Source organism: Paenibacillus sp. FSL P4-0176 (genome assembly GCF_037975265.1).
Lineage (GTDB): Bacteria > Bacillota > Bacilli > Paenibacillales > Paenibacillaceae > Paenibacillus > Paenibacillus amylolyticus.
Genome location: NZ_CP150242.1, coordinates 1,119,022 through 1,144,793, shown reverse-complemented (window position 1 = coordinate 1,144,793; position 25,772 = coordinate 1,119,022). Strand labels below are relative to the sequence as shown.

24 protein-coding genes are annotated in these 25,772 nt (G+C 45.3%); 3 read left to right on the top strand and 21 right to left on the bottom strand.

Annotated features, from left to right (window positions below; all coding sequences use genetic code 11):
* Positions 1-84: 84 nt before the first annotated feature.
* The 12 genes from MKY95_RS05140 to MKY95_RS05085 form a co-directional block, all read right to left on the bottom strand.
* Entirely contained in the window at positions 85-546 is a 462-nt protein-coding gene (locus MKY95_RS05140; RefSeq protein ID WP_339197338.1) for a hypothetical protein, read from the bottom strand.
* A gap of 65 nt (positions 547-611) precedes the next feature.
* A complete protein-coding gene (locus MKY95_RS05135) occupies positions 612-1,097 on the bottom strand; it encodes a hypothetical protein (RefSeq protein WP_339197335.1) in 486 nt (161 codons plus the stop codon).
* Positions 1,094-2,338, bottom strand: a complete 1,245-nt coding sequence (locus tag MKY95_RS05130) for a WXG100 family type VII secretion target (protein ID WP_339197332.1) — start codon at positions 2,336-2,338, stop codon at positions 1,094-1,096. The genes MKY95_RS05135 and MKY95_RS05130 overlap by 4 nt, the downstream gene beginning before the upstream one ends.
* A gap of 202 nt (positions 2,339-2,540) precedes the next feature.
* Complete coding sequence (locus tag MKY95_RS05125; protein ID WP_339197329.1) at positions 2,541-3,203, bottom strand: hypothetical protein; 663 nt, start codon at positions 3,201-3,203, stop codon at positions 2,541-2,543.
* A 103-nt stretch (positions 3,204-3,306) separates the two neighbouring features.
* Positions 3,307-3,780 (bottom strand): hypothetical protein, encoded by a 474-nt coding sequence (locus MKY95_RS05120; RefSeq protein WP_127547385.1) that lies wholly within the window; start codon positions 3,778-3,780, stop codon positions 3,307-3,309.
* 61 nt (positions 3,781-3,841) lie between these two features.
* Positions 3,842-4,309, bottom strand: coding sequence for a SitI3 family protein (locus MKY95_RS05115; protein ID WP_282319287.1), 468 nt, complete (start codon positions 4,307-4,309; stop codon positions 3,842-3,844).
* 87 nt (positions 4,310-4,396) lie between these two features.
* Entirely contained in the window at positions 4,397-4,879 is a 483-nt protein-coding gene (locus tag MKY95_RS05110; RefSeq protein WP_339197323.1) for a hypothetical protein, read from the bottom strand.
* Positions 4,880-5,011: 132 nt separating this feature from the next.
* A complete protein-coding gene (locus MKY95_RS05105; protein ID WP_339197320.1) occupies positions 5,012-5,500 on the bottom strand; it encodes a hypothetical protein in 489 nt (162 codons plus the stop codon).
* Between the two features lie 18 nt (positions 5,501-5,518).
* On the bottom strand, positions 5,519-6,670 hold the full coding sequence (locus tag MKY95_RS05100; RefSeq protein WP_339197317.1) for a WXG100 family type VII secretion target: 1,152 nt from the start codon (positions 6,668-6,670) through the stop codon (positions 5,519-5,521).
* A 256-nt stretch (positions 6,671-6,926) separates the two neighbouring features.
* On the bottom strand, positions 6,927-7,211 hold the full coding sequence (locus MKY95_RS05095; protein WP_036606220.1) for a DUF4183 domain-containing protein: 285 nt from the start codon (positions 7,209-7,211) through the stop codon (positions 6,927-6,929).
* 82 nt (positions 7,212-7,293) lie between these two features.
* On the bottom strand, positions 7,294-8,175 hold the full coding sequence (locus MKY95_RS05090; protein WP_339197314.1) for a DUF4183 domain-containing protein: 882 nt from the start codon (positions 8,173-8,175) through the stop codon (positions 7,294-7,296).
* A gap of 398 nt (positions 8,176-8,573) precedes the next feature.
* Positions 8,574-8,927 carry a hypothetical protein gene (locus tag MKY95_RS05085; protein WP_143781494.1) on the bottom strand — a complete coding sequence of 118 codons (354 nt, stop codon included), beginning with the start codon at positions 8,925-8,927 and terminating at the stop codon, positions 8,574-8,576.
* A gap of 116 nt (positions 8,928-9,043) precedes the next feature.
* On the opposite strand from MKY95_RS05085, the gene MKY95_RS05080 reads away from it, so the two are divergent.
* Positions 9,044-9,220: a hypothetical protein gene (locus MKY95_RS05080; RefSeq protein WP_339197311.1), complete on the top strand. Its 177-nt coding sequence runs from the start codon at positions 9,044-9,046 to the stop codon at positions 9,218-9,220.
* Positions 9,221-9,395: 175 nt separating this feature from the next.
* On the opposite strand, the gene MKY95_RS05075 is transcribed toward MKY95_RS05080, so the two are convergent.
* Positions 9,396-9,869: a DUF4362 domain-containing protein gene (locus tag MKY95_RS05075; RefSeq protein WP_339197308.1), complete on the bottom strand. Its 474-nt coding sequence runs from the start codon at positions 9,867-9,869 to the stop codon at positions 9,396-9,398.
* A gap of 172 nt (positions 9,870-10,041) precedes the next feature.
* On the opposite strand from MKY95_RS05075, the gene MKY95_RS05070 reads away from it, so the two are divergent.
* On the top strand, positions 10,042-10,491 hold the full coding sequence (locus tag MKY95_RS05070) for a hypothetical protein (RefSeq protein WP_339197305.1): 450 nt from the start codon (positions 10,042-10,044) through the stop codon (positions 10,489-10,491).
* Between the two features lie 108 nt (positions 10,492-10,599).
* Here the strand turns inward: MKY95_RS05070 and MKY95_RS05065 are convergent, their stop codons facing one another.
* Positions 10,600-14,082, bottom strand: a complete 3,483-nt coding sequence (locus MKY95_RS05065; RefSeq protein WP_339197302.1) for a glycoside hydrolase family 2 TIM barrel-domain containing protein — start codon at positions 14,080-14,082, stop codon at positions 10,600-10,602.
* Positions 14,083-14,533: 451 nt separating this feature from the next.
* Here MKY95_RS05065 and MKY95_RS05060 point away from each other — a divergent pair, with 451 nt between their 5' ends.
* A complete protein-coding gene (locus MKY95_RS05060) occupies positions 14,534-14,938 on the top strand; it encodes a hypothetical protein (protein WP_339197299.1) in 405 nt (134 codons plus the stop codon).
* 206 nt (positions 14,939-15,144) lie between these two features.
* On the opposite strand, the gene MKY95_RS05055 is transcribed toward MKY95_RS05060, so the two are convergent.
* From MKY95_RS05055 to MKY95_RS05025, 7 genes are read right to left on the bottom strand one after another with little or no spacing between them, the layout of a single operon-like run.
* The gene (locus MKY95_RS05055; protein WP_339197297.1) at positions 15,145-16,992 is read right to left on the bottom strand and encodes an IucA/IucC family protein; all 1,848 of its coding nucleotides are present in this window, start codon (positions 16,990-16,992) and stop codon (positions 15,145-15,147) included.
* Positions 16,952-18,379 carry a type III PLP-dependent enzyme gene (locus MKY95_RS05050; protein ID WP_339197294.1) on the bottom strand — a complete coding sequence of 476 codons (1,428 nt, stop codon included), beginning with the start codon at positions 18,377-18,379 and terminating at the stop codon, positions 16,952-16,954. The genes MKY95_RS05055 and MKY95_RS05050 overlap by 41 nt, the downstream gene beginning before the upstream one ends.
* A gap of 2 nt (positions 18,380-18,381) precedes the next feature.
* A complete protein-coding gene (locus MKY95_RS05045) occupies positions 18,382-19,152 on the bottom strand; it encodes an aldolase/citrate lyase family protein (protein ID WP_339197292.1) in 771 nt (256 codons plus the stop codon).
* A complete protein-coding gene (locus MKY95_RS05040) occupies positions 19,149-21,161 on the bottom strand; it encodes an IucA/IucC family protein (RefSeq protein WP_036606214.1) in 2,013 nt (670 codons plus the stop codon). The genes MKY95_RS05045 and MKY95_RS05040 overlap by 4 nt, the downstream gene beginning before the upstream one ends.
* Entirely contained in the window at positions 21,136-22,923 is a 1,788-nt protein-coding gene (locus tag MKY95_RS05035) for an IucA/IucC family protein (RefSeq protein ID WP_235193880.1), read from the bottom strand. The genes MKY95_RS05040 and MKY95_RS05035 overlap by 26 nt, the downstream gene beginning before the upstream one ends.
* Positions 22,901-24,334, bottom strand: coding sequence for an MFS transporter (locus tag MKY95_RS05030; RefSeq protein ID WP_076319376.1), 1,434 nt, complete (start codon positions 24,332-24,334; stop codon positions 22,901-22,903). Before MKY95_RS05030 ends, MKY95_RS05035 begins: the two co-directional genes overlap by 23 nt.
* A complete protein-coding gene (locus MKY95_RS05025) occupies positions 24,328-25,683 on the bottom strand; it encodes a diaminobutyrate--2-oxoglutarate transaminase (protein ID WP_076319375.1) in 1,356 nt (451 codons plus the stop codon). The genes MKY95_RS05030 and MKY95_RS05025 overlap by 7 nt, the downstream gene beginning before the upstream one ends.
* Positions 25,684-25,772: the final 89 nt, after the last annotated feature.

The following is a 25,772-nucleotide window of genomic DNA, read 5'->3' as shown; positions in this document are numbered from 1 at the left end:
TTCATTAATTGTTTGATTTCATAGAAAAAGCACCTCTACTTATGGTCTGGTAGAAGTGCCTGAATCTTAATTATTGTGCTTCAGTTAAATGTTTTTGGATCTATATAGCATGTAGGATGCCTTTATCTTTTTCATATCATCCAAATTGTAAAACCAATCTTCTTCAATCCATACTCTTGCATCGGGAAACTCGCTCAGAAAAGCAAAAAGGAGTTTAAATAACAGATCCTCATTATCATCAAAGTCATCAGAAACTACTGCTTTAAAATATTCATTTTGCGTATCATCCCAATCATAAGTAACGGTTTGAAATTCATAAGGTTCATCATATACACTAAAGCTAAGCGTCCTTGAGTAATTCTCCTTGAATGGCATGTCGCTTATATATAGTCGAGTATATTTTAAGGCACCGTCGCTATTGAAAGTTTCTTCATCATTATCAAAGAAAAGTTTCTCTTTTATACATATATTATTAATAGTACTCAATAAATCACTTGCTGACGTGCTTTCTCCACGTTTAAATAATACAAAAGATGACATTCCCATTATTTCAATACTCCTCGACTATGTCTAATCCCTAGTAAAACCTCGTTATTTTCAAATGTATACAACTAGACAATCTTTTCACTGCACCAGTTCGGATCATATGGCCTTTGACTTAATTTCAAAATATCGTCAGCTGTGTAATACCACTCAGCATCATCAAACCATAAGTAATCTTCCCTATTATGTTGAAAATATTCTACTACAAACCTATAAATAAATTCATATTCATGATTAATATTTACAATATCCACTGCCCAAAAGTAATCTGTTGATTGGGTGAGCCATGTAAAACTATCATATGAATCTTCAACAACTTTATTAACGTTAAAAGTGAAGTATCTAATCGTTTCTTCATCATCAGTATTTGAAAGGGTCTCCTCATTTACTTCAGATAGTGTGCCTTCTGCAGATTGAAAGTTGTTATCTGGATCAAGATCAACTGTTAAATGAAAACAATACATATTCGCTCTCTGTGCTGCATGCTTAAAGTTCTCAAGAGTCTGCTCCGGAGAATAATTTGTGATTTTTTTTAGAATGATTACTGAACTCATTTACTGATAACCTCCTTCAATTCCTCTAATGAGCTAATTAATTTTATATTCTGATCTTTTAATTTTTCAACTAAATCAGACTGAGTTTTATTTTTCACAGTTACATCTTCAATGTAATAAATAACTTCTCGATTGTCATAGTTAAAATAATTTTTATTTGATGGATTGATCAACTTATCCAGTTGCTTTTCATCTAAGGCACTTAAAGACTTCTTGACTTCAATAATATGCGATTCTGTCAGAATATCGATATCGCCTGCTTTTAATTTATTTTGCAATTTCAACTCTATACCTGTACCTTCTAATCTACCAGTCTCTCTTATTGTCTCTGCCACTCGCCCCTCTAAAATATCACCAGGTTTTGAGCTTCTTAAATTTTTTTCGATAATTGCATCTATATCCTTAGGACCTTGATTTGTCCAAGATATTTCATTCCCGAATAAATTTGTGTATGTGGTTTTAGTGCCTTCCGTTCTTAGCCTTCCATCATGATTCAGACTATTTCCCTCACTCTTCTCCTTCTTACCTTCCACTGCTCCACCCGATTCACGGTGATCCTTCGAGTGCAAGGCTCTGCCAAAGAGAAAATAAGAGAAAGCCTGACCTACCATGGCACCTTTATAATAACCCGACTTATCCTCATCGAGCTGCTTCTTCTGCTCATCCATAAACCGCTCGATGTCAGATCTCGCGGTTCCCGTACCCCAGGCGGTATCCCATGCAAATTGAATACCACGCCCAACGTCAACAACTTTGCCCACTGTCATGGCATATGCCACACTGCTTAATGTACTGAACGGGTTCTCGAAGAAAGCTTCTGCCGTCTGGCCCATTCCCGTTATTGTTTCTCCTACTGATTTATCAAGCAGCCCTACAGCGAAATTTCGCTTTAGTTCCTCTGGAATGTACAGCGCAACCTCGCCTGAGCCGTCCGTTGTTTTGAAGTTCCTCGCGATAAACGTAAACTCTTTCTGGATTTCGTCCAACAGCCCGAGTGTAGTCGGGAATACTTCTTTCACCTGCATAAAATCCCAGAAGAAACGCTCTCCTGTCACACCCGACCAATCGGATTGCAACATATAGATCGATTTCTCCAGTTCCCAGACCATTCGCTCCAGTTCCTGTTTCTTCTGCTGGACCAACCGGGCTTTCTCGTCCAACACATCGGGATGTACCTGAATACGCTGCATTAAATCTTCACCGCCAACTTGACTGTAGTCGTTATACCTAAATTTTAACAAGTGAAGAGTTTGATTGGAATCAAACGTAGGATTCATTTTCTCGTTAAAGAAGCAGTAGGCGGGAAACATTCATTAGCCAGATATTTTGCGTGTTAGTGCACTTTGTATTTAGGCAAAATGACTGTTTTGCCGGCGTATAAAGCTGATGAAACGATTAACTGACTTCCACCCGTTCGATCCGGTCAGCTCTGCAGATATTTCTTCATTCGTACCTTGGATTTAATGCGTCTCTCCAAACGTCATCACCAACAAAATCCACATTAATCTCTTGAAAATAATTTCGGGTCTCTAGCTCCAAATCATTCAAGATTTGGGGCCAATCCTTCTCGTTAGTTTCCTTGGATTCAAAATCCCCAACAATGTTGAGCCATCGATGATTTAACTGCCGATACTCCTCGATCCTGGCTTTAAGTTCAGCTGTTACAGGATAACTGGTTAAGTCCAGTCTCTCGAACGTCTTTCGCATGCGGTAAAGTGTAGGTGGCATTACATCATCTTGACCTAGATTGTTTGTGAAAAAAGATGCGGGTTTTACCAGCCAGTTAGCTTCTTCACTGAAATTTAGATTCATCAAGTTATACTTATCTATAATCTGCGTCATATTTGTAAAGTTGTAATAGAGCTGGCTGGCTTGTTCTCCATCCTCCACCATCTCGTTTGTTATTTTCTCATTCTTAAGTATTTGGTCGAATAAAATATCATTATCTATAATCGCACTTTTCGTATCAACCATATCTTGTCGTACATTCATCGTTAGATACTGTTCATACATTCTTTTTTCTTTATAAAAGCTATAGGTTAGAACAAGCAATAATGCTAGGCCAATGCAGCATCCAATCATTACAAATCGTTTCATTGATATCATAGCAATTTGTTCTCCTAAGTTTTTAATAGTAAGAAGCACCTCTACGTTTGCCTGGTAGAAGTGCCTTTGAGTAGTATCATTATTTCATTACCTGCTGCTTTTTTTAACTTGATAACTCCTTTTCAATATAAGGACGGTCAAGTAAAAGAAGAAGGCTTGGAGTTAGGTATTTAGTTTGATATTCATCCAACCGATTATTAACCGCCAACAGACCATTCTCCATTCTAAGTAGTTGAGTAGAACCATCTTCTAGGAATAAAAGATTACCACTAGTATTTCCTATAAGGTTTCCTATGATTTTAAATAAATGCTCAAGTCCTTCATAAAATGTATTATCAAATAACTGAACCCTAATGCACACATTAACATCTAAGTTGTAATGATTTCTAACAAAAGCTATGTCAGAAATATCTTCAATTTCAAGAGTCAAAGAGAAAAAATTAGATCCAATTACTATTTCTTCATCGTTACTATTAAATGAAACTGATCCGTTAACAAATTCAATGGTATATCTTTCTAACAGCTTCCCTAAAGAATTAAGATCTAAATTAGATCGTAGAAATAATTCGTAATCCATGTACTGATCCTCCTCTATTCGATGAGTAGAATCCTGTTGAATTGATCTCACTAAAAATCTTCTACATATCTTTATATTCTCTGGTTTCAATAAACCTTCTGTACTCTACTCGATCCCAAAAACCGTCTTCGTTATTAATTCTTAGAATCCCATCAATTCTATAAACACATTCATTATCATTAAGAAGAAACAAAAGGTTACTTTCCGTCGAATCGATTATTTCAAAGACAAGTACAAGAATGCGGATAATTGCCTCTATACTATCCCAGTCATTATCTATTCGGAAATTTAAACTCTGATTATATTTAAAATCATTGGCAAGAAACTCTGAATCGTAACCAAATGGACTAGCTGAAGTATCAATTAAAGCAATTGAAAATCCAACTTTATTTACTGTTTCCTCAATTTTTAATCCTTTGTCTAATTGTATTACTTCATCACAAATAATATTGATCTTAGTTAATTTCTCAATCAGAGTTTCTTTTGTCAACACAACTTCTTCACATTTCAAGGAGCAGTCAGTTGCCATTTAATCTCCTCCTACTATTACATACAAACCTCTACTATAATTTGGTAGGAGTGCTGTTTGTATGAATACAATTACATTAAATATGATCTACAGATTATTAATATCAATCGGATCTTTCTCCACAAATTTTTCATACCAATTGTTTAGTGGGAAATGTGAGACTTGTATAATTTCTAGAGAGAGTGGTTTGATGGTAAAAGAGCCGCCCCTTTCAAAAAGTTTAATTAACGGTTCATAAATGTCTAGATATTGACTAATGCCCGTGTTATTCTCTGCGTACTTCGCCAACTGTAAATAGTATTCAAATATTCTTTTCACATATGAGTTTTGATTCAAATAAGCAACAGCCTCTGAACTACAATAAGCTGAAATATCTAATTCCTCTTCTTGATCTCCTAGCAGTTTCGCCACATTTGTAAATGCAGGTGGCATAGGCTTCAGCTGCTCCGCTTTATAAAACTGAGCCATTCTTCTGAGAAATTCATAGCCGAGGTTAGTATCCTTCTCAGAGACACCAGTACCTACTGAACCCCAATTTATACTATTTAATTTGGATACTGCATTTTCCAATAACATTCTGTTTCACCCCAACATTCAGCAATTAATCTCATATTCGTAGTACTTGCTAGTATCCTCATTCCATAAAAATGAACCTCTACGTTTGTCTGGTAGAATTGCTTTTATGCATTATTTATCTGTAATTCAGTTGAGAGATTTCATAAAAACTGAATACTCAATATTTTCGAGAAGTTCTCCATAATGCGTTTGGAGGAATTCAAGATATGTTACGTTGAACGTATACTTTCCGTTTTTAAAGAAAAATATCTCTTCTCCAGATGTGTGATAGAATACTCCATCTACTTTGAGTGATCCGATAACAGAAAAAGAAATTTCGTACATTGTTTTATACCATAATTCATATTGTTGATTATTCTCCAATTCAAAAGATATTGTTTGTTGATAAATAAAATCCTCTTCTTGAAACATAGTTTCATAAGAAGCTGCTGGATGATCAGCTGGAAAATTATTATCATAAACAGTAATTTTAAAACCACCGCTTAGATCAAACTCATGAATGAACAATGCATTGTGTTGTCGGTTCATATAATTCACTTCAAAATTCTTACTTTCAATTAATCTTTTCAACCATAAAGGATCTTGTTTTCCATTCAACTTCAGTGAATATTCCATAAACTTGTCTCCTCTACTTTAAGGGAATACCGATATGATCTTACCGTCCTTTTTGATTGCGATAACTTCTTCTAAACCTTGGATTTCCCATTCTTTAAATTGCTTAAGCAACGCAGAATCATCTCCAGACCACTTTGTTAAATTAATCACCACATTCTTGGTTTGTTGTTTAATAACAACCTTTTCTTGAACCTCACTCCAAATACCTCTAATACCTTTATTTTCAGTTGGTGCATAACAGTCAAATATACGCCCTTCAATTCTAAAATCGGGATCTCTTTTGGAATCAATTCCATCACTATCTAAAACTTTAGGGTTCTGTTCAATCCGATATCCACTTCTCGCCAATTGATCAGCAGCATCATTTTCTAGTTCTAAAGACTGTTTAGTCGCCTTATCCGCATTATTCGGAATTTTTGTTCTCGCTCCACTTGGTAAGGCTTCTGGATTAGGTGATCCACTTGGCTTTATTAGATCTCTGGGACTGTCAATTCCCTTTTGAGGCTCCTTCTTATTTCCACCCGACCCAATGTCGTCCTTCGAACGAAAAGCTTTGCCAAACAAAACATACGCCAAAGCCTGTCCTGTCATCGCCCCACCGTAATACCCTGCACCATTCTCATCAATCTGTTTCTTCTGCTCTTCTACAAATTGCTCTATATCAGATCTCGCCGTTCCCGTACCCCAAGCGGTATCCCATGCAAACTGAATACCACGCCCAACGTCTACAACTTTGCCCACTGTCATGGCATATGCCACACTGCTTAATGTACTGAATGGGTTCTCAAAGAAAGCTTCTGCCGTCTGACCCATTCCCGTTATTGTTTCTCCTACTGATTTATCAAGCAGCCCTACAGCGAAATTTCGCTTTAGTTCCTCTGGAATGTACAGCGCAACCTCGCCTGAGCCGTCCGTTGTTTTGAAGTTCTTCGCGATAAACGTAAACTCTTTCTGGATTTCGTCCAACAGCCCGATTGTAGTCGGGAACACTTCTTTCACCTGCATAAAATCCCAGAAGAAACGCTCTCCTGTCACACCCGACCACTCGGATTGCAACATATAAATTGATTTCTCCAGTTCCCAGACCATTCGCTCCAGTTCCTGTTTCTTCTGCTGGACCAACCGGGCCTTTTCCTCCAATAGATCGGGATGTACCTCAATTCGCTGCATTTCCTTATCACCCGCCAACCTGACCGTAGTTTATGTACCTAAATTTTAACAAGTGAGAAGGAGGTTTGGAATCAAACGGAAGGATCATTTCCTCAGAGGTTATCCGGTAGTTCGGCAACATCCTTGGGTAACTATTTTTGCACATTAATGCATGGATGAATGCCTTTGAGCCGACTGGGTAACTTGTACAAAAAGAACGACTTCTATCACAGATAGAAGTCGCACAAGATAACAATACAGTAGGATTAAATCTTCTTTAAGACACTACAAATTGAACAACAATTGGAGTTCCATCATTTAATGCATCTCCACCGGGAATTGTAATTGTAGTCGTCGTAGCCGAGGATGTATCTGCTGTTTGCATAAGGCCATTAATATAAAGATTGTAGTAGTTGTAGGTGCCTGGAAATGCGGTTGCAGCTACACCAGCGTCGTTTGTAAAAGCAGTCGCAGCAATGGCAAACGTTGCCCCAGTGCCGGTCCCATCACCAATGGTTGCAACAAATCTTAAACTGTTCTGAAATGGTGTCACAAGTGGCATGTTTCTCACCTCCTACCTAACATAGTATATGTGGTAGGTTTGGGAGTAGTGAAGGCAAAGGAACCAGCAACTAAAACCAATTTTAACCATTTGTGATATTGACTGTTATTATAATTATCTCGATAGTGATAGGTGTCCCTGCAAAGATCACACCGTTTTGTGACGAAAAAAACAACCTCTCCGCACTTACACTGTATGAGTTTCCTGGTTGGACGATCCCGTTGATATATAGATTGTTGAAACTAGTAAGTCCAACCCCGGCAAATTCGGTTATGCTGCTGCCATCGTCATTCGTGAATTCTGTGGCAGGAATTACAACCGATGCGGACAAATCCAGATCGGTGTCCGGAAAATAGAAGTAACGGTTTGCCGTAGGAATGATTTCAATTCCGGGTACGGTGCCCGGCGGACCTTGCTCGCCTGGGGGACCCGTTGGTCCTTGGACTCCGGGAGTTCCCGGTTGACCTGGCTCACCCTGAGGACCTGCCGGACCCTGCGCTCCGGGAAGTCCTGCTTGACCCGGTTCACCTTGAGGCCCTGCGGGACCTTGCCCGGGAACTCCGGGTTGACCCGATTCACCTTGAGGGCCTGCGGGGCCTTGCGCTCCGGGAACTCCCCGTTGACCCGATTCACCCTGAGGACCTGCCGGACCCTGCGCTCCGGGAACTCCCGGTTGACCCAGCCCGCCGTGAGGACCAACAGGACCCTGCGCTCCGGGAAGCCCCACTTGACCCGGTTCACCTTGAGGGCCAGCTTGGCCTTGCGCTCCCGGAACTCCTGGTTGACCCGGCTCGCCGTGAGATCCGGCGGGGCCTTGGACACCTGCCACACCTTGCGTTCCAGGGAGACTCACAGTCTCCAATTCATGTTGTCTCAACGGAGCGAGCAGGGGGGCGGGCTCACAACATACCGGGTTGCTACCCATCCCTCTCGGTAATGCAATGACTTTTTTGTCACGTACCATTTTCTGTGATCTTAATGGACGCTTCAGTGAGCAGCCTTTTCTCCGATAAGACCTACGGATAATATGGTATTTCTTTCGTTTTCCCAAGTGTTTGTTTCTGCATTTCGACGTAGAACGACTGCGCCTTAATTTGTTGAGGGTGGCTGTCCTCTTGTTCAGATACTTCAAAATGGTCATCTCCTTAGGCCAAGGCACACAGTATATATGCCCTATACTATGTCCTTAGCACATTCGGAGAGTGTGCGAATAACTATTGAAGAAGCCCAATAAAAAAGACAAGAGTCCTGCTATAGTTGTCCTTTGTCTTGCCAGCATGGCTTCATTGTTTCCCCAGTAGGACCTCACTGTATGTTTAACTCAGACGATCCATCGGGATCAAACTTCTTTTTAGTAGACTCTCACCTCTTCTTAAAATGCTGAACGATCGCTTCCGGTTCATGCGTCTCCAGTGTAATCTCGCCTTTCTCGAACAGGATCATGTACGGATATGATTTCAGACCAAAAATCTTCTCATAATTAAACTTATTTTCATCACGGACATTATAAAAGGTTACGTTAGTTATTGGGCCTTCTGCCCTCAAATTCTCGTTATTGACTTCATTTAATTGCGTCTGTAACTCAACAATAAATGGTCGCTCCGAAGGTCGGTCGGTAAATACAATGAGTGATGCATCATTTCTTTGATTTTGCGTTAGATAATCAATGGCTTTCTCTCTATTGTTCTGACCACACCCTGTCACTAAAAGTATCAAAATACATAACACCCAAAGCCTCTTCATTTATATCACCACCCAAAATATGATATAATTGGTTATTAACCACTAAATTCACTTCATTAAAAATCTATTCGCTGAAAGGAAGATGCACATTGAGCAAAAGGAATATCATCATCGCTATCATTATTGCTCTTATAATATTGATACTTCAACTTGTGCTTTATTTTTCTGTAACTAATAAAGAAGAATCCGAACTTCCCGATTCAAACATCCCACTTCAAACCAAAACCGTAGATGAGCTTACCATCACACTTCGTCATGCAACCTAACCTACACAGATCATGAAGTGCACTTGGGTTATGAGATTCAGGGTGGTGGACAGTCAATGCTTTGCTTTGTACAGATAAAATCTCGATTTTTCACCTTTCAAATAGAAACAAAAACCTGCATACCAGCCTCGGCTTCACAGTTTTTATTAAGAATTTGCATGTGGATACATCTCATTTACAACTTAGGCATCCAAAAGGGGTTCTCTTCCTTCTCACACCCGGTTAACACGTAAAAAATATGTCCCTGCTCACTCTTCATTGTCCCGATCCCTTTGCAGGTGTCGGTCTTCATTCCCTGTTTGGAGCCGTAGGCATCCCTTGAGTTATCGTAAGTCGATTGAATAGCTGTACCATCATAGATCAATTCCTGGATAATGGGCCCACCTTCAATGGTATACATCGTTACACGAACCTGGTCCTGCTGTTTTTTCTCCACATTCTTCATAAATGTGTCCCACTTATCTTCGTTCCGTATGCCTCCATGAAGCACAACCACATCCCCGCTTTGCTCCGCTTGCTCTGGATTATGGGGCTCAATAATTTCTGGAAAAGCTTGCGTAATTCCGGAAGCATTCATTGATGGATCATTTGCCTGACAGGCAGTTAACAGCATTAAAGCTAACGATAGGATAAGCATACTTTTTCTCATTCCATCACCTCATGTATGAAACGGTTCAATACTATCCTTTGTTGCATGATTATGCTTAATTTGTAATTTATCTGTAACTCCCTCGTTGTCCTAAACGTTTAGAATCATAGAAATGTATAGTTAACAACAACGGAAATTTTAGTATTTTATCATTCAGCAGGGGGTTAGTTTAATGACATTAAAAACAATGCTCGGTGTAGCACTGGCTCTATCTGTACTCATACCCACCCATTCGGCCAATACAGCGACTCTAGCTTCAACTAACGAACGGCAGTCAACCGGTTTTGCCCATGAAATGGAGCAATCCTTCCCAACATCTACACCTGTTCTGCTCATTGCCCCAACTCAACATGAAGGTCGTTCCGCATACAACGGCAGCTTCACAATGGTTGCTTCGAACGGGACACATGCCAACATATCGATTGAAAACAACAGCAACCACACGGTATATGTGAGAATGTATGTAGATGAAGTAAGTGAACCTATGGAAACATCTATCAACAGAAATAGTGATAAAACGATCAATCTGCTTGCATTACAAGACACGGAGATTAAGTTGTACATTTATAGCAGAATAGGCCATCACTTAGATCTCTCAGTTGAAGCAGAGCAGTTTCATTGATGTTTTCTCTCACACCTACATACAAAAAAAACCCTTCACGCAAGCGATTCAGATCCACGTTCCCATGAACCGATGCCTGCTTGAAGGGGTTTTATATTTCCATCACATTTATTTCTCGAATCGGAACCAGCCAAAGTCAAACTGACTGCCTGGCAGGAAGATAAAGCTTACTTTCTGCACACCTGTCACTTGCTCAAGCTCAAACACCCGTTCCTCATATCCACCCGACTGGGTGAACTCAACCAGCTGGTTGCTCTGTCCGTCCGCACCTGCGAAGCGAATATGAATCGTATTTTTATCAATCGGTGAATGACCATAAATCACGAGCTTCGACGTGCCTTCTGCCGTAAAGTCCATGTTCTCAAACTCCAGCGACACATTGTTCCCGATGCCTTCAACACGGTCACCCTCGATTTTGAACGTATCTCCATAAAGATGGTCACAGGATGCAGCCACATTCTGTTCAAAGGCCCGACTCTGACGTTCGAAGGAGAACCCTTTAATATGAATCTTCTGCTTCAGCACAAAACAGATCGACGTGATCCCGCTAAGGCGTTTGGACAATTGGTACGTCTCTTCCTGATACACATTCCAAATGGACTCTTTGTCATAAACCACATCTGCAATCATCGTACTTCCCTCTTCATCCGGCATACCTTCCCAGATCTGAATGAAGTAGTCCTCAGTGGATAGCGTGAAAATAGGAATCGTTATGGTATCGGAGCCGTACGGTCCGAAGTCAATATTACGGAAACCTACGTGCGTCTCTCCATCCCGACTTGTCGCTACCCCGCGCTCATTACCGTTACCTACCTCACCTTTGGTGTAATCGTACAGTCCGCCCGTGATGAAGCCGTATGGATCTTTGTAGGCTGTACCGAGACCTTCCGCCTTGAACTCCAGCTGGGAGATGAGTTTCGTTTTATCCGTACCATTTGTACTGGTTGCGCGAAGCCGGAACTCCCCGTCACCTATAGCCGATACCTTCACCGCATGTTGATGCTCACCGTTGTCGCCCGTTTCTGCTTGAACAGCTTCCACTTTGGCAATGTTGGACTCGATCCCCGCATCGTTCACAACGGCCCACTCGATATCGCGATAGGAGGTGTTCTCCGGATACAGCTTGGCGGTTACGACCAGCTCCGGATTGGACGGATTGAGCAACTGTCCTGCTTTACTGATGATCTCGATTTTCCGCAAAGGAATCTCCTGAGCATTTCCCGTAAGCACTGGACGTTCTTCATTGTTCATGAAGACAGGTTGAACTTGCTTCTCATCAACCAGTTCCGCATCCACAATACGCGATTCAAACTCAGCTACAGCCCCTTCCAACCCTTCGGAAGAAACTTCAATCCGTACCGTTCCAGCTTCATTTGTCGCTCCGATGATCGCCATCAGTTTACCGCTGAATAGTCTTCTGCTCAATCCTTTGTATGGATCATAGTCGGTGCTGTCCCCGTTATCCAGACCCAGCAATCGTCCTGCACCACTCACCTGAACTTGCACACGGTTGTTTGCATTGTGAACCGGATTACCCGCTTCATCTTCAACATCAATTTCTACAAAAATAAGGTCCGTTCCACTGGCTTGCAACTGCGCCCGATCCGCTTGCAGACGAATCTTCTTCGCATCCGTATAGGATCTTTGCACATCGGTTGCAATGATCTGCCCGTTCTCATCGTAAGCGATCGCTTTCAGCTCGCCCTCTTCGTACGGCACTTTCCACCAGCCAGACAGCTGTGTTCCATTGGCATGATCGATATCGTACGTACCAATGGTTTTACCATTAAGTTGCAACTCAATCTTCGGCGCGTTGCTGCATACGCGTACATCAATAATCTGACCCGGGCTGAAATCCCAGTAAGGGAACAGGTGAACCATCGGACTTTTTTTATAATCCGTCCAAGCTGCTTGGTAGATGTAATAGGAGTCTTTCGGGAAAGTTGCCGTATCCAATTGTCCAAAATACGAATTCTTCGTATGATACGGTGTCGGCTCTCCGATATAATCGAATCCAGTCCACAGGAACTGACCCAGCGAATACGGTGTATCCCGTTCTGCCAAGATGCAGTATTCTGCCGACTTCGCGCCCCAGCTGGTCGTACTGTTACCCAAAGCCGAGCACTGCTCGTCATCATCTGCCAGAATCGGCTGTTCGAACGGGAAATGATACATGCCACGGCTCTGCACCACCGAAGACGTCTCACTACCATAGATGATCCAGTCCGGATGTTCTTCATGATGTTTGTCGTAATATTTTTCCGCGTAGTTGTAACCTGCCAGCTTCACGATATCCGCGCATTTTTGTGCATTTTCCCATGGCATGTAGTTCGAACCAATCGTCACGCCAGCATTACCTTTTGGATCAAATTCCAGCACATAATCCATCAGCATCCGAGTTACTTCTTGTCCACGCTCATCCGCATGGGTATCGTAAATTTCGTTCCCGATACTCCACATGATCAGACTGGCATGGTTACGGTCGCGCTTCACCCAACTCTTCACATCCGTATGCACCCACTCCGGGAAAAATCTCGCATAATCGTATGGCGTTTTGGCACGTTCCCACATATCAAAGGCTTCAGACACAACCAGCATACCCATCTCATCCGCGAGTTCCATGAACTCTTTGGCAGGCATATTATGCGCGGTACGGATGGCGTTAACGCCCATTTCTTTGAGCAAAACAAATCTTCTACGCAATGCCGTCAGGTTAAACGCAGCTCCCAGCGCCCCAAGATCGTGATGTTCACACACGCCGTTCAGCTTCATCTTGACCCCGTTCAGGTGGAACCCTTCATTGGCATCAAGTTTGATATCCCGGAATCCAATCCGCTGTGATACCGATTCAACTGTCCGATCTTCCTGATCATCCAAGATCAATCGCAGCTCTGTCACCAGTTCATACAGATGCGGTGCATCCGGGCTCCACAAGTTTGGACTCTCCACAATGATCTGTTGGCTATCTTCCGATACGACCGCATTCTCACCCGAAGAAGCCGTAACATTCGCCTTCGTCGATGCCACCACCTGACCTTCATACCGGATCGTATGCACCAGCTCTGCTTGCTGATTCTGTTCCAGGTTCAGTTCCGTATCTACTTCCACCTGCCAGCCATTCGGCTGCTGATTAATGGATACATAGATCCCATCCGTAACAATATGGTTGCGGTCTCTCGTTTTCAGCCACACATGGCGATAGATTCCGGCCCCGGAATACCATCTGCTGTTCGGGCTCTGATGTACTACTTTGACCACAATCTCATTGTCGCCTTCCACCAGTGCATTCGTGATCTCATGTTCAAAAGCAGAATAGCCATACTTCCACTCCCCAACCAGCTGCCCGTTCACATACACCGAAGAGTCCATGTATACGCCATCAAAACAAAGCAGAAGCTGCTGCTCATCCTTCGTGTAATGAAACGTCTTTCGGTACCATCCGATGCTGTCTTCATATAGTTCAAGCGTATTATATATCAGCCAATCATGGGGAAGCTCCACAGGTTCATACACCAGACCCGCAGGTTCCGTAACGTCCAGCTTGCTTTTCGCAAATTGCCATCCATCATTAAAAAGTCTCTTCTGATTCATGTTAGTTTCTCACTTTCTTGAAGTAAATTATGATTACGGTTACAACAGTAGATGTCGCTTTCTCCGAAAACCTTTTCGGTAATACACAAGTAAGACTATAACACATATCCCGATTATACCATCAGTCTCTTTCCTGTAACTCCTTTTCATAAGATTTTTTAGCCATAATGATGAACGTTTTATTCCCTCCAAGCATTGTAACTTTCGATGACAACAAACCAAAAAGGCAACCCGTCAAGTAGATAATATAAGCCCGGAATGGTGAACCGCGAAGATACTTATAAGGTATTTCAGGGAATGACGATATCAAATTCATTAAAATCGTAAAGCTGCGAGTGTCCCTTTTTTTGTCCAAATCGCAATTTGTATTCATTTCTCAACAAAAGATACCGATATAAAATGACATGTTACAATTTTTTCAAAAAATTCCATTCGAAGAGGATGTGAAGTCATGCGTATTAACAATTCTAGTCCTAGCATTTATCACATTAACCAACGCAACAATCTAACAAACAACAAAGAGTTGTTTAAATCAACGCTTCTCGTACAAACAGTCGAAAAGAAAGAAGACGAAGAAAAGAAGGACAAATCAGTAGAAAAAAAAGGGCAGCTGGTTACAGCAAGGGAAGGTGCTTATACTAGACAGTATCTTGTTAATTCAGACGGCTCAAAGGTTCTATTGAGTGAAACAAAACATGCTGAAGGAGAAGCAACAAGTACAGAAAACTATTCGCGGTTCCTCTCCAACTCCAATAAGAATCAGAATGACGACGGAATGAGTAATAATTCAAAGGAAATAGTAAGTCTGTTAAATCAACAAATAGGTAATTTTAATCAACCGATAACAACTAATTAGTAAATATAAGTAACAAACACATTGCCATCATAAGAAGGTGAGCCAGTAACACTTATTCATTTATAACATCAGTCCGATTTCTGTACTTGGATTTCATCAGATTCACCTTCAATAATTATGAACATTTATTCCCCCCCTCGCGATTTGAACCTTCATTACCAAAAAAACCGAAAAGGCAACCCGTCAAGCGGGCCACCTTCTGCATTCTATCCCTTGTAAAAAGGGTTCCACCCTATGCCTTTGCCCGATGGCATCGCGCCAGGCACCCCATCCGCTTCAAGCAGCGGACGGACAACTAACTTCACGGGCCACTCCCTACTCTCGAATATCGCATGAGCGAGCGCGGCCCGGTCGGATTCGGGAAGCTTCACATGTTGCAGCGCTTCCTTCCATGCCTGCTCCGTGATCTCCCATAACTTCGTTTCCGGGATGTGATACACCTCGCTAAGTGCCTCCATGATCGCAGCCAGATTCACCTGCGTCCCCAAAGACTGCACATAGAAGATCAGCTTCTGAATCGTCTCGTTATACAGGCTGTTCGAGTAACCCGGGCGAATATGGTAGGCAGGGTCTGCAATACCATGCTTGTCCAGATAAGGCTGATGCAGACGCACGGAATCATGATCGCGGAACAATAGGCCTTTTACCTGATTATCCTTTAACACCAGACAACAGTTCTGACCATGAATCTCAGGTACGACGCCCACCTTGAACAGACGCATCACGATATCATAGAACGTCGTAGCTATGCTGGTATAGAACTCGAGAACATCCGTGCTGCTCAGGTTTTCCCCCAGAATTTCCGTTAATAGATGATGCCCTTCCAGGTTAACACCCAGTGCGGCCATTGGAATTACTTTGTAGGCTTCACCCAGCAACTCAGCGGGATACACACGAATCTGTGCAGCCAGATGCCGGGGATGATCATCGAACAGTCCCATGGATTCTGGCATGAAGCCCCACCAGTTCTGCTCTTCGCACATGAACACCTTTTCCTTCAACGTCTCGTCACAAGCAACGGCCTGTCGTAGCATCCGTTCTCCAACAAGACCATTCAGCAGCTTGACCACCGGAAGATAACGAGCAGCCCCCAGTGACAGCACACTAACCGGTAGCTTGAGCATCAGATTAGATTCGGTTGATGGAGCCATCGAGCGCAGAGAGGATGTTGCCTGTACGTCGCCCACTTCTACGTCCAATACGACAATGCTGCCTTCTTCGATCTCTCCCGTGAAGCGAGGCAGAATCACATGCTGCAATTGCCATGGATGAACAGGCATCGGCAGATATTCGTACAACGTAATCCCTTTTCGAGCAAACTCGGCTTCCATCACTCCGCGCTGAACATCGTCTAATACGTCCAAAATGGACAATCCATCTTCACACCCTTGCTGCACGGCATCCAGCCGTATAGCCACCCAGCGCAGCGAAATCGCCTTCCCGAATTCTGCTGCATACCGTGTTACATCTTCTGCATTGAATCCCACCTTGGCTTTGGACGATGGGTGAAATGGACGATCCCGCAATGCCGCAACGCGCTCCCCCTTGATAAACCATTTATAAGCAGAAGCCGGGACGTTAGCGGACAGATACTGGACTTGTTCCCAGCCCAAAGCATACTGCTCCACAGCAATGTCCAGACTAACCAGGAATTCCGCCACCCCAGGCTGCGCATAGGCCTTATCCGACAAAGCCCTCTGTAACACCGCACGTCCAACTTCTGCCGGAGTATCAAGGAGAACCCAGCTTCCATCAGTTTTCTCCTCGTAGATCGGTGAACCCTGAACCCACTGAGTCCCCTGTCTTACTCCTGTTTCAACCAGACACAGTACACCTTGAGTGTGCAATCTATAGCGAGACGCTACATTATGATTATGCTCTTCACTGTCATATCCCTTGTACAATCGACGGAACGGTGCAGGTGCCGTAGCAAAATCAATGAACGGGTGATCCTCCAGTGCGAGTAATTGCTCCGACAAAAATGAATTCATCAGATCCGCCATAATCCGGCGTTCAGCGGCTTGCAGACTGGAACGTTTCATCAATGTTGACATGATTATTGTCCTCCGTTAGATAATGGAATGCCGGGTGCGGATGCCCCAGAAAATCATGATGCGAGATGGTCCAGCAATAAGCCCCAGACTTTTCAAACAAAACAATATCTCCCACGCGCAGCAGTGCTACCTCCGCATCAGAATGCATGCGATCCTTGGGTGTGCATAGCTCACCTACGATATGGACTCGACGATCTCTTACCTCTGGACGGGCAAATGAATGCTTCCAACGGTCCGTCTCCATAATCTGAAACGGATGGTTATGCCCCCATGAAGCAGGCAGACGATTGTGATGCGTACCTCCCCTTAACACGGCAAAATACTGATCATGAGAAGTTTTGATATCCGTAACTTCTGCTGCGTAATACCCGTGGTCTGCCACCAGCAGTCGACCCGATTCAAAATACAGCTGACCTCCGCGTGAAACAAGGCGCTGTCTGGCTTCACTTTGCTCCAGCAGGGAAGTGAATAATGGCCAGTCAAATCCTGGACTGCCATCATACGTGACACCGAATCCGCCTCCTGCATTCACCGCTTCCACAGGTAAATCATACTGCTGCTGCCACTGCTCCACCTTTTGCAAATACAGCTCGATCATCTCGGCATGCAGCCTGGCATCCATATTGTTGGACAAGGAGTGAAAATGGAACCCGCTTAACCGAACCACACCCGCGCCTTCCACACGAATGAGTTCAATGGCTTCTTCCACCGCCTCTTCATCGTTTCCAAAAGGACTCGGCTCACCGCCCATGACAATCTTCGTCCGAGGTAACGTACTGCTCCGCAGATTGATTCGAAGAAGAATGCGAACCTCCTGCGCTAGACCCTGTTGTTGTTTATGTTTCGGCTCATGTTCCTGCTTCTGTCCTTGATCCTGTTTTTGCTTCTGCTCTTTAATCAGTTCCTCGCCATACTCTTCCGCATTTCTCTGCTCCGGCTTCAGTTCCCACTCTTGCTTCTGCCTGCTCCCCTGCACCTGCTCCTGCTCCATCGCTCTCTCTTTCGCAATCGCAATAATGCGCCGCAGCTCCAGCAAACTTTCCACATGAATGTAACTCACGCCATTCTCGATGGCTAGCCTCAGTTCGCTCTCCTTTTTACCCGGACCTCCAAACAGAATCGGAACCTCGCGACTTACCGCTCTAACCTTGAGTAGCTCTCCAATCGAAGCCACTTCAAAACCCTTCACAAATGGAAGCAACGCCTCAATGATTCGCGGATCAGGATTTGCCTTGATGGCGTAGAACAATTCTGTGTTTCCAGGCATGCTGCCCAACATCTGACGTACTTGCTCCTGAATGCCAGCCAGATCGTATACATACGCACATACCGGTTCTTCCATCCCTCGTTGCAGTTCATCTATTGCATGCCATACACTAGGTTTCATATTTACCCACCCGCATTCCTGTAGTCATTCCGTTTTTGGGCATACGCCCGAAACGCCGTATTCCGATCATCACCAAGCACGTATATATGTACTCCCCGCTCAGCCCAGAGAGACATATCCTCCACACCTCTAGTGACCGTTGCATAAGGTACTTCGCACTGCCAAGCGGTAGCATGCAATTCATCCAGTGCACGTCTCACATCCGGGTGCTCTGTCTGCCATGGCACACCGAGAGATTGCGACAGATCAGCCGCACCTTCCAATACAAAGCTCACCTGAGGGTGAGACAGAATCTGTGCACTTTGCCGCACGCCCTCCGCACTTTCAATCATGGGGACAACCATCACCTGTTGGTTCGCTTCCCCAATGTATCCCGTGAGCGGATATTTCCCGAATACACCGGGACGACCACTATTCAAGCTCCGCGTACCAACCGGATGGTAGTAGGCGTGACGAACCGCTTCTTCCACCTGCTCCAGTTGCTCGACATGCGGAATGACGATACCTTGTGCGCCACAGTCCAGCACTTTCAGAATCTCCACTCGCTCCACTTTCGAAATGCGAACCAACGGGGTTAGGCCCACCAGTTCCGCCGCACGAACCAAATCTTCTACCGATTCCATCGATGTTGCGGCATGTTCCAGATCAATAATGACAAAATCATATTCCGCATGTCCGATCATCTCGACGATCACCGGGTGTGGTATGGATACAAAAAGGCCGTATACGGGCTGTTTGCGTGCAATTTTTTCCTTCAGCGTGTTAATCCTCATTCGACGATTCCCTTTAATTCGGGTGTTCCATTTGATTCAAGTACATCCTTTGATATCTTGAGCGGATTGCTCGCTTTGCGGAAATATAACTCTCCATCCCCATACAGACGGCGCTTGGTCATCTCTTCGATCAGTGCATCTTCGGCAAAAAGGTCAAATGCAACGAACCGTTCCGTGTACTCCGGGTGCTGCTTCTGATAATCCACAATTACACCTGCGCACAGCTGCCAGAGCGCTTCCTCCGACAGACCAAACTTCTCCAAAGCCAGCGCAATATCCGTCATACAGATAAAAAAGAATGCGTCATACGTATAGTCACGAACTTCCGACACATCTCCCGCATAGATGAAGGAATACCGATTGAACTTGCGATGGGTTTCAGGCTCGGGGTTCAGCTTCGGTGCCCGTTCCGGATACATCAGTTGATCCGGTACGTAGCGGACACCATCATGCAGATCCTTGATAATGATTCGTTTGGGCAGATCATCTTCCAGTACCAAAATGATATTCTGGGCATGAGATTCCAGCGCAATCCCGTGTGCATAGAGCAGATGGATAATCGGCAATGTAACTGTGCGAACAAGGGCCTCACTCCACTTTTCCACACCATGTCGCTCTACAGCATCTTGGATAAATGGAACACCATCCGGCTGCACCAACATCAATGCATTCAGAGGCCATGCGGTCTCGCCTTCCTTAAGATGAACCGATACATTCTCCCGCCAGATGGCACCGAGTGTACCGTAGGCACGTCCATACTGGGTTGCAGGCAACTGCTCATAACGGAACGACAATCCCATGATTTCTTTTAAAATGCCAAACTGCGCCTGCTGCAACAGCTCATCTTCACGAACAAGTTCATCCAGCCAATCGCTGATCAGCGGTGCGTTCTGGGTCGTATGCTGTGCCAGAATACGTGTGCTCGACGTGTTGGTGATGCTAAGGGCCAGCTTGATGTAAGGGGCTTCCGGATTCACCCGATTCGACAGCGAACGGATCGACTGCTGCGCACGATAGGGCGAAGACGATGGACCAAGATACACGATGTCTCCATCCATCAGTTGACGGGCATATACCGATTCCAACTGGTGCTCCCACTGCCACGGATGAACCGGAATGAACACATATGAATCATCAGTGCCAGAACCTATTCCTATGCCAACCTTGCTGTCTTCCCTACCCGAGCTACGGACTGTTTCGCCTTTTTCACGAACTCCCCCATGAAGCTTCGCTTGGATTGTCTCTCCAACGCTCTCACCAACCTCGGCACTGCTCCCAAGCTGATCTGCACTCGCCACATATGCGTTAAGGTTCTCACCCATGTCCGTTCGACCTTGTTGTTGCAGAATCTGTTGAAATCGCTGCATATCCTCTGCGGTCAGATGTTGCCCTACCAGTTTTTCAGAGCTATACCCTGCGGATACAGCGGTCTGAGCAAATTCTTTTTTCACAGCAACCCAGACTAATGCAACCTTTGAGTTAAATTCAGGGCCATAAGCCAGATTGTCTTTCAAAGAAAATCCCAGCCTCGACTTATAGCTCGGGTGGTACAGATGACCGTCGGTCATGTGACTTTCGAGCGCATCATAATGCCGATCTTCATTCGGAATGTTCAAGGGTAATATTGCCCGGCACTGGCTGTCCTTTGCCATCGTTTCGAGTAGTTCCTGGATAAAAGCCGTCACATTTGCACACTTCAAAGCGTTCAGCACAATTTCCTCCAAAAACAGATCCAGATCGGTGCACGGTACGCCTTCTCTTTGGATCGAACCCTTCTTCACTTTCACCCGGCCAAATGAAAACTTTCGCTCCGCTTCACATGTGTACGCCACAGAATGACCGGAAGATGTAAGTCCCTCGGTTCGCCATTCGCTCCCACTTACATGACTGTCCAGAATGCCTTCGAACCACATTGCCTCCAGTGTCTGCCGCATGATCCGTTCCTGTACACCCACGTAGACTGCTTCTGTCCTGCCGCCTGCTTCAGCCCTGTATCCCACGACTCCCATGCACTTCACTCCCTATTCGTTTCATTACATTGCTCACCGGCACGTAATCCGGGGTCTGGCTAATCCCTCTTACACAACTCACCAAGTTTTGTTTGGCCAGAAATGCATCCGTCATCAGCAGATGTTGCACATATGCATTGCCCGTTCGTTCCAGTTCCTCCACAAGTACCCCACGTACCTGCTTCCAGAAATGCTCCTCCGGGACGTTCACATCTCGCGCCATGGCATGAATCAAAGACCCCAGATGATTGACGATAAAATAGTACGATGTCCGCGCCCAGGCTTTCTCTCGCGAATAAAATAATAAATCCGACGCAGCACGATCCTGCTCACTTATAAGTTCCTCATCCACACTGACCCCTTCCAGATCGCGGACGATAAAATCAACAGGCAACCCATCCTTTAAGGTCACAAGGGTATTCTGCAAATGAGCTTCAAAATGAATACCTTTCTCTCCCGCAGCCCGTACAATCGGCAGCAGCGAACATTTCAGATAACGTTCCAGCCAACGCTCGGCAATGTCACGTCCACCACCCAGCATCGCCATCAGTCTCGACCGCATCCCGGGAAGCGGTGCTTCAACCAGACTGGATAAGACATACGTATTCTCAACATCAAACTCAATGGGCCGATAAGCTATCGTAAACAGACTGGTTAACTCTTCATCTTCAAAAGCACAAGTCGCTACGCCTGTCTCATACGCAATATGCGTGTTCGGTTCAGCACCGAAGCAGTCATGCTGCCTGACGTACTTGGAGGCATCCAGTGTTCTGCGCATCTGCTCAGCACTGTTAGTGCGAATCATGTTGGTGATCTGCATATTCAGTGACAGCTTGATATTGCAGTTCCATCCGGGAACATAGACCGTACGGACCGAAGAAGTTGGATAGACGATAGGCCCCGCACTACCGAGTAGGATTAATTTTTCATCTCGAATATAGTGCTGTACCTCGGACAATCGTGATATGTATGCGTATTGCCATGGATGGACAGGCAGCAGCCCATACATTTCACTCTTTTCTTTTAAAATAGGCTCCACATGGCTCCACAGGAGGTCCTGCAAATCCATTGCCGCCTCGTCATCGACCCATTCCTGCACGTAGACATCCTGCCTCACGGCGATATAACAGAGTTGAAATGATGTCCGTAACTCCGGACTGTACTTCTGCACATCATCCTCGCTGAAGCCTTTGGAGTTCTTCGGAAACGGATGGAACGGATGACCATACAACAGTGACTGTTCAGATGTGCGATAGTCATGGATGTCGAGACCGGCCGCTTGTTCGATATACAACGTAAGGTTACCGACACTGTTATCTACCTTTTGTGCAAAATCTTTGGCATACGTCGCATCTACACGATTCGTATTCTCGCCCTTTGGATGTGCACTATCCACCTCAAGTGAACGCTTCATTTCCATCACACTTTTCATCATTCCATGTTGAACCGAACTCGCTCCCTGTTCCCCATTCCCGCTTAGCTCAGATGTGATCCAGCGAACCAGGTCGCGATAATGCACGGTTTCCCCGCCAGATTCCATGCTGATGTATTCATGCTCCCCCATGGCAGAGTAATAAGACAAGCGTCCTGTCACCTTCACCCTACTAGCTTGAAAAGTAACAGTGTACGACAGCGTGTTCGGATTGATCCGAATATCGCTTTCCTTCTCTAGCGCAAGCTCACGGATGTAACAGTTCAACAGCAGTTTGCACGAATGTTCATGGGCCTGCTGCTCAGCCTCAGACCGGAGCTTGTTTTCCATCTCGAACAATGATGCCAACCTTCTTTCGGGTTATAAGTAAGACCAGGGGAAGTGTAAGCAGTATGGCGCAGCCAAGTCCGATACAGATCTCTTTGAGTGCTCCCCATTTTGCCATCTCCATGGACGTTCCTGCCCCGGCAAGCCATTGCCAACGCATATCGTAATACAGGGTCAAGCCCATCACCGCAAACGAAGAAGCCAGACGCTCAATCGTGGTTGATAACACCGACCCTTCGTGCATGTCTTCGTCTGCTAATGCTTGCAGACCAATCGCAGAGATGCTCATACCTGACAGGCCAACGCCAATTCCCCGGCATGCCATGAGCATCCCTATGATCCAGATCGATGCTCCCAGGGGCAGAACCGCAAACGACAAGATCGATATCGACACCAGCAACGTCCCCCATGCGATAAAATGTATGGACCGACCGCGATCCAGCAAGCTGCCGCCAATCCACATGAACAGACTTGTACAGATCGATAAGGGAATGAACAGTGCACCGGACAGGGCCGGTGACAGGTGGAAGACGTCCTGGAACAATAGTGGCAATGCAAAGATCACGCCAAACATGACACAATCCTGAATGGTCGAGATCAGCACGGTCAGCGGAAAGACGGCATTACGCCGCAGCAACTGGTACCGGATCAGCGGTTCCTTGCGACCGTTCTCTGTCTGGACAAAACGAATGAGCAGCACCACACCGAGCGCAATCAGCATCCATGGTACCCATACTGCCACGACAGGACTTGCGTACAACTGTACCCCCAGACTAAGGGCACCTACAGCGCAGATCAGCATCATGACACTGGTTGGATGCCATTTTTTCCTACGAGCAGGGATATAGGTCTGAATGACTCGACCGCACCCGATCAACGAGAATATAGCCAGTGGCACGTTAAGCCAGAACAACATTTCAAGCCGTCCATACTGAATGATGAAGCCCCCCAGTGTTGGTCCGGCAGCCGGAGCGAGCATAAGCAGCAAGCCCCACGCTCCGGTAATTCGCCCTCGTACCTCCGGTCCGTATACATCAAACAACAGCACAAGTGATAACGGAATCATCAGCCCCGCGGCAACGCCATGCATGAAACGAACCAGCAAGAGTACTTCAATAGAGTGATAAAACAACGCACCTGCCACCGAGAACAGTCCATAGATGCTGATGCCCAACATATACGTCTGCTTACGCCCCAGTCGGTCTACAATCAGGGAAGCCAGCGGCATTGTTAACGTCATAGCCAGCATGTACAAGGCAATGATCCATCCGCCTGCTGTCGTAGAGATCTGATAATATTGCACAAAATAAGGCAGCAGCAGGTTAAATGCACTGTTGGTCAGTACCAGCGAAAAGGCACCGATCAGAATCGCGAGTAATACTGCATGCCTCTTCATCAGGGAAAGCTTCAGCATGCGGCTGTTGCTAAGGCAATCGCTTCAGCTACCGATTTCTCAAAGATCGCAAGGATTGCACCCGATTCTTGCTCCGTAATATTCAGCGGCGGCAGAAAACGAACAACAGCTGAATGACGCCCGCCCAGTTCTACAATTAATCCATTCTTGAAACATTCACGCTGAATAGACTCAGCCAGCGCACCATTAGGCAGATAATGTCCCAGACGATCCTTCCGTCCTGTTGGATCCACCACTTCAACGCCGATCATCAGTCCTCTGCCTCGCACGTCACCAATCTCTGCATACCGCTCTTTCATTGCATTCAGTTGATTCATGAACTGCTCACTGCGCAGATGCACGTTGTGTAAGACATCCTGTTCCCGAATATAACGAAGTGTAGCAAGTCCCGCTGCCATGGCTAGTTGATTGCCACGGAACGTGCCTGTGTGTGCACCAGGTTGCCATTGATCCAGTTCTTCTTGGTAGATGACAACAGACATCGGCAAACTTCCGCCAACTGCTTTGGAGCAGACAATTACATCGGGTACAATCCCGGCATGTTCAAATGAAAACATCCGGCCTGTCCGTCCAATGCCTGTCTGCACTTCGTCGATGATGAGTGGAATGCTTCGCTCTGCTGTGATTCGCCGCAGCTCCCTCAGCCATTCGATATCTGCCGGAATGGCTCCACCTTCACCCTGCACCGTCTCCACAATGACCCCACACGGTGCCGCAATACCGCTCTCGCAATCATCGAGCAAGTTCTCGATATACTGTGCGCTTAACCGGGCCGTCATGCCTTCACCAACACCAAATGGGCAGCGGTACTCATAAGGAAAAGGCAGGAAATGAACATCGGGCAGCAGGCTTTGCAGATGTTGTTTCTTGCTCAGGTTGCCACTCATCGACATTGTCGCTTGGGTCGAACCGTGATAACCTCCCTGAAAGGCAAGAATAGACTTGCCACCTGTTGCATGTTTGACCAACTTAATGGCTGCTTCAACTGCATCGGCCCCCGTTGGACCACAGAACTGGATTTTGGCTTTGTCTCGCATCTCTGCCGGAAGAATGGAGAATAGTTCTTGCATATATGAAAGCTTCAGCGGTGTTGCCAGATCCAGTGTATGAAGAGGTATCTGCTGATCCAGAACATCGCGAATGGCGTTGACCACCGTGTCATGGTTATGCCCCAGCGCCAATGTTCCTGCCCCAGCCAGGCAGTCGTAGAATACGCGGCCTTCCGTATCGGTAATCTTCACCCCATGGGCCTTGTTAATGACAAGCGGGAAATGTCTCGGGTACGATCTTGCATTGGATTCCTTCTCATTTTGCATCTTCAGATATTCCGTCTGCACCTCTACTGACATAGCCCTCTAACGCTCCTTATAATCGATTCAGGCTGAACCTGCTGCCTGTGTTTCTTGTTCTGTATTTTGCATACGACATGGTATTGGTT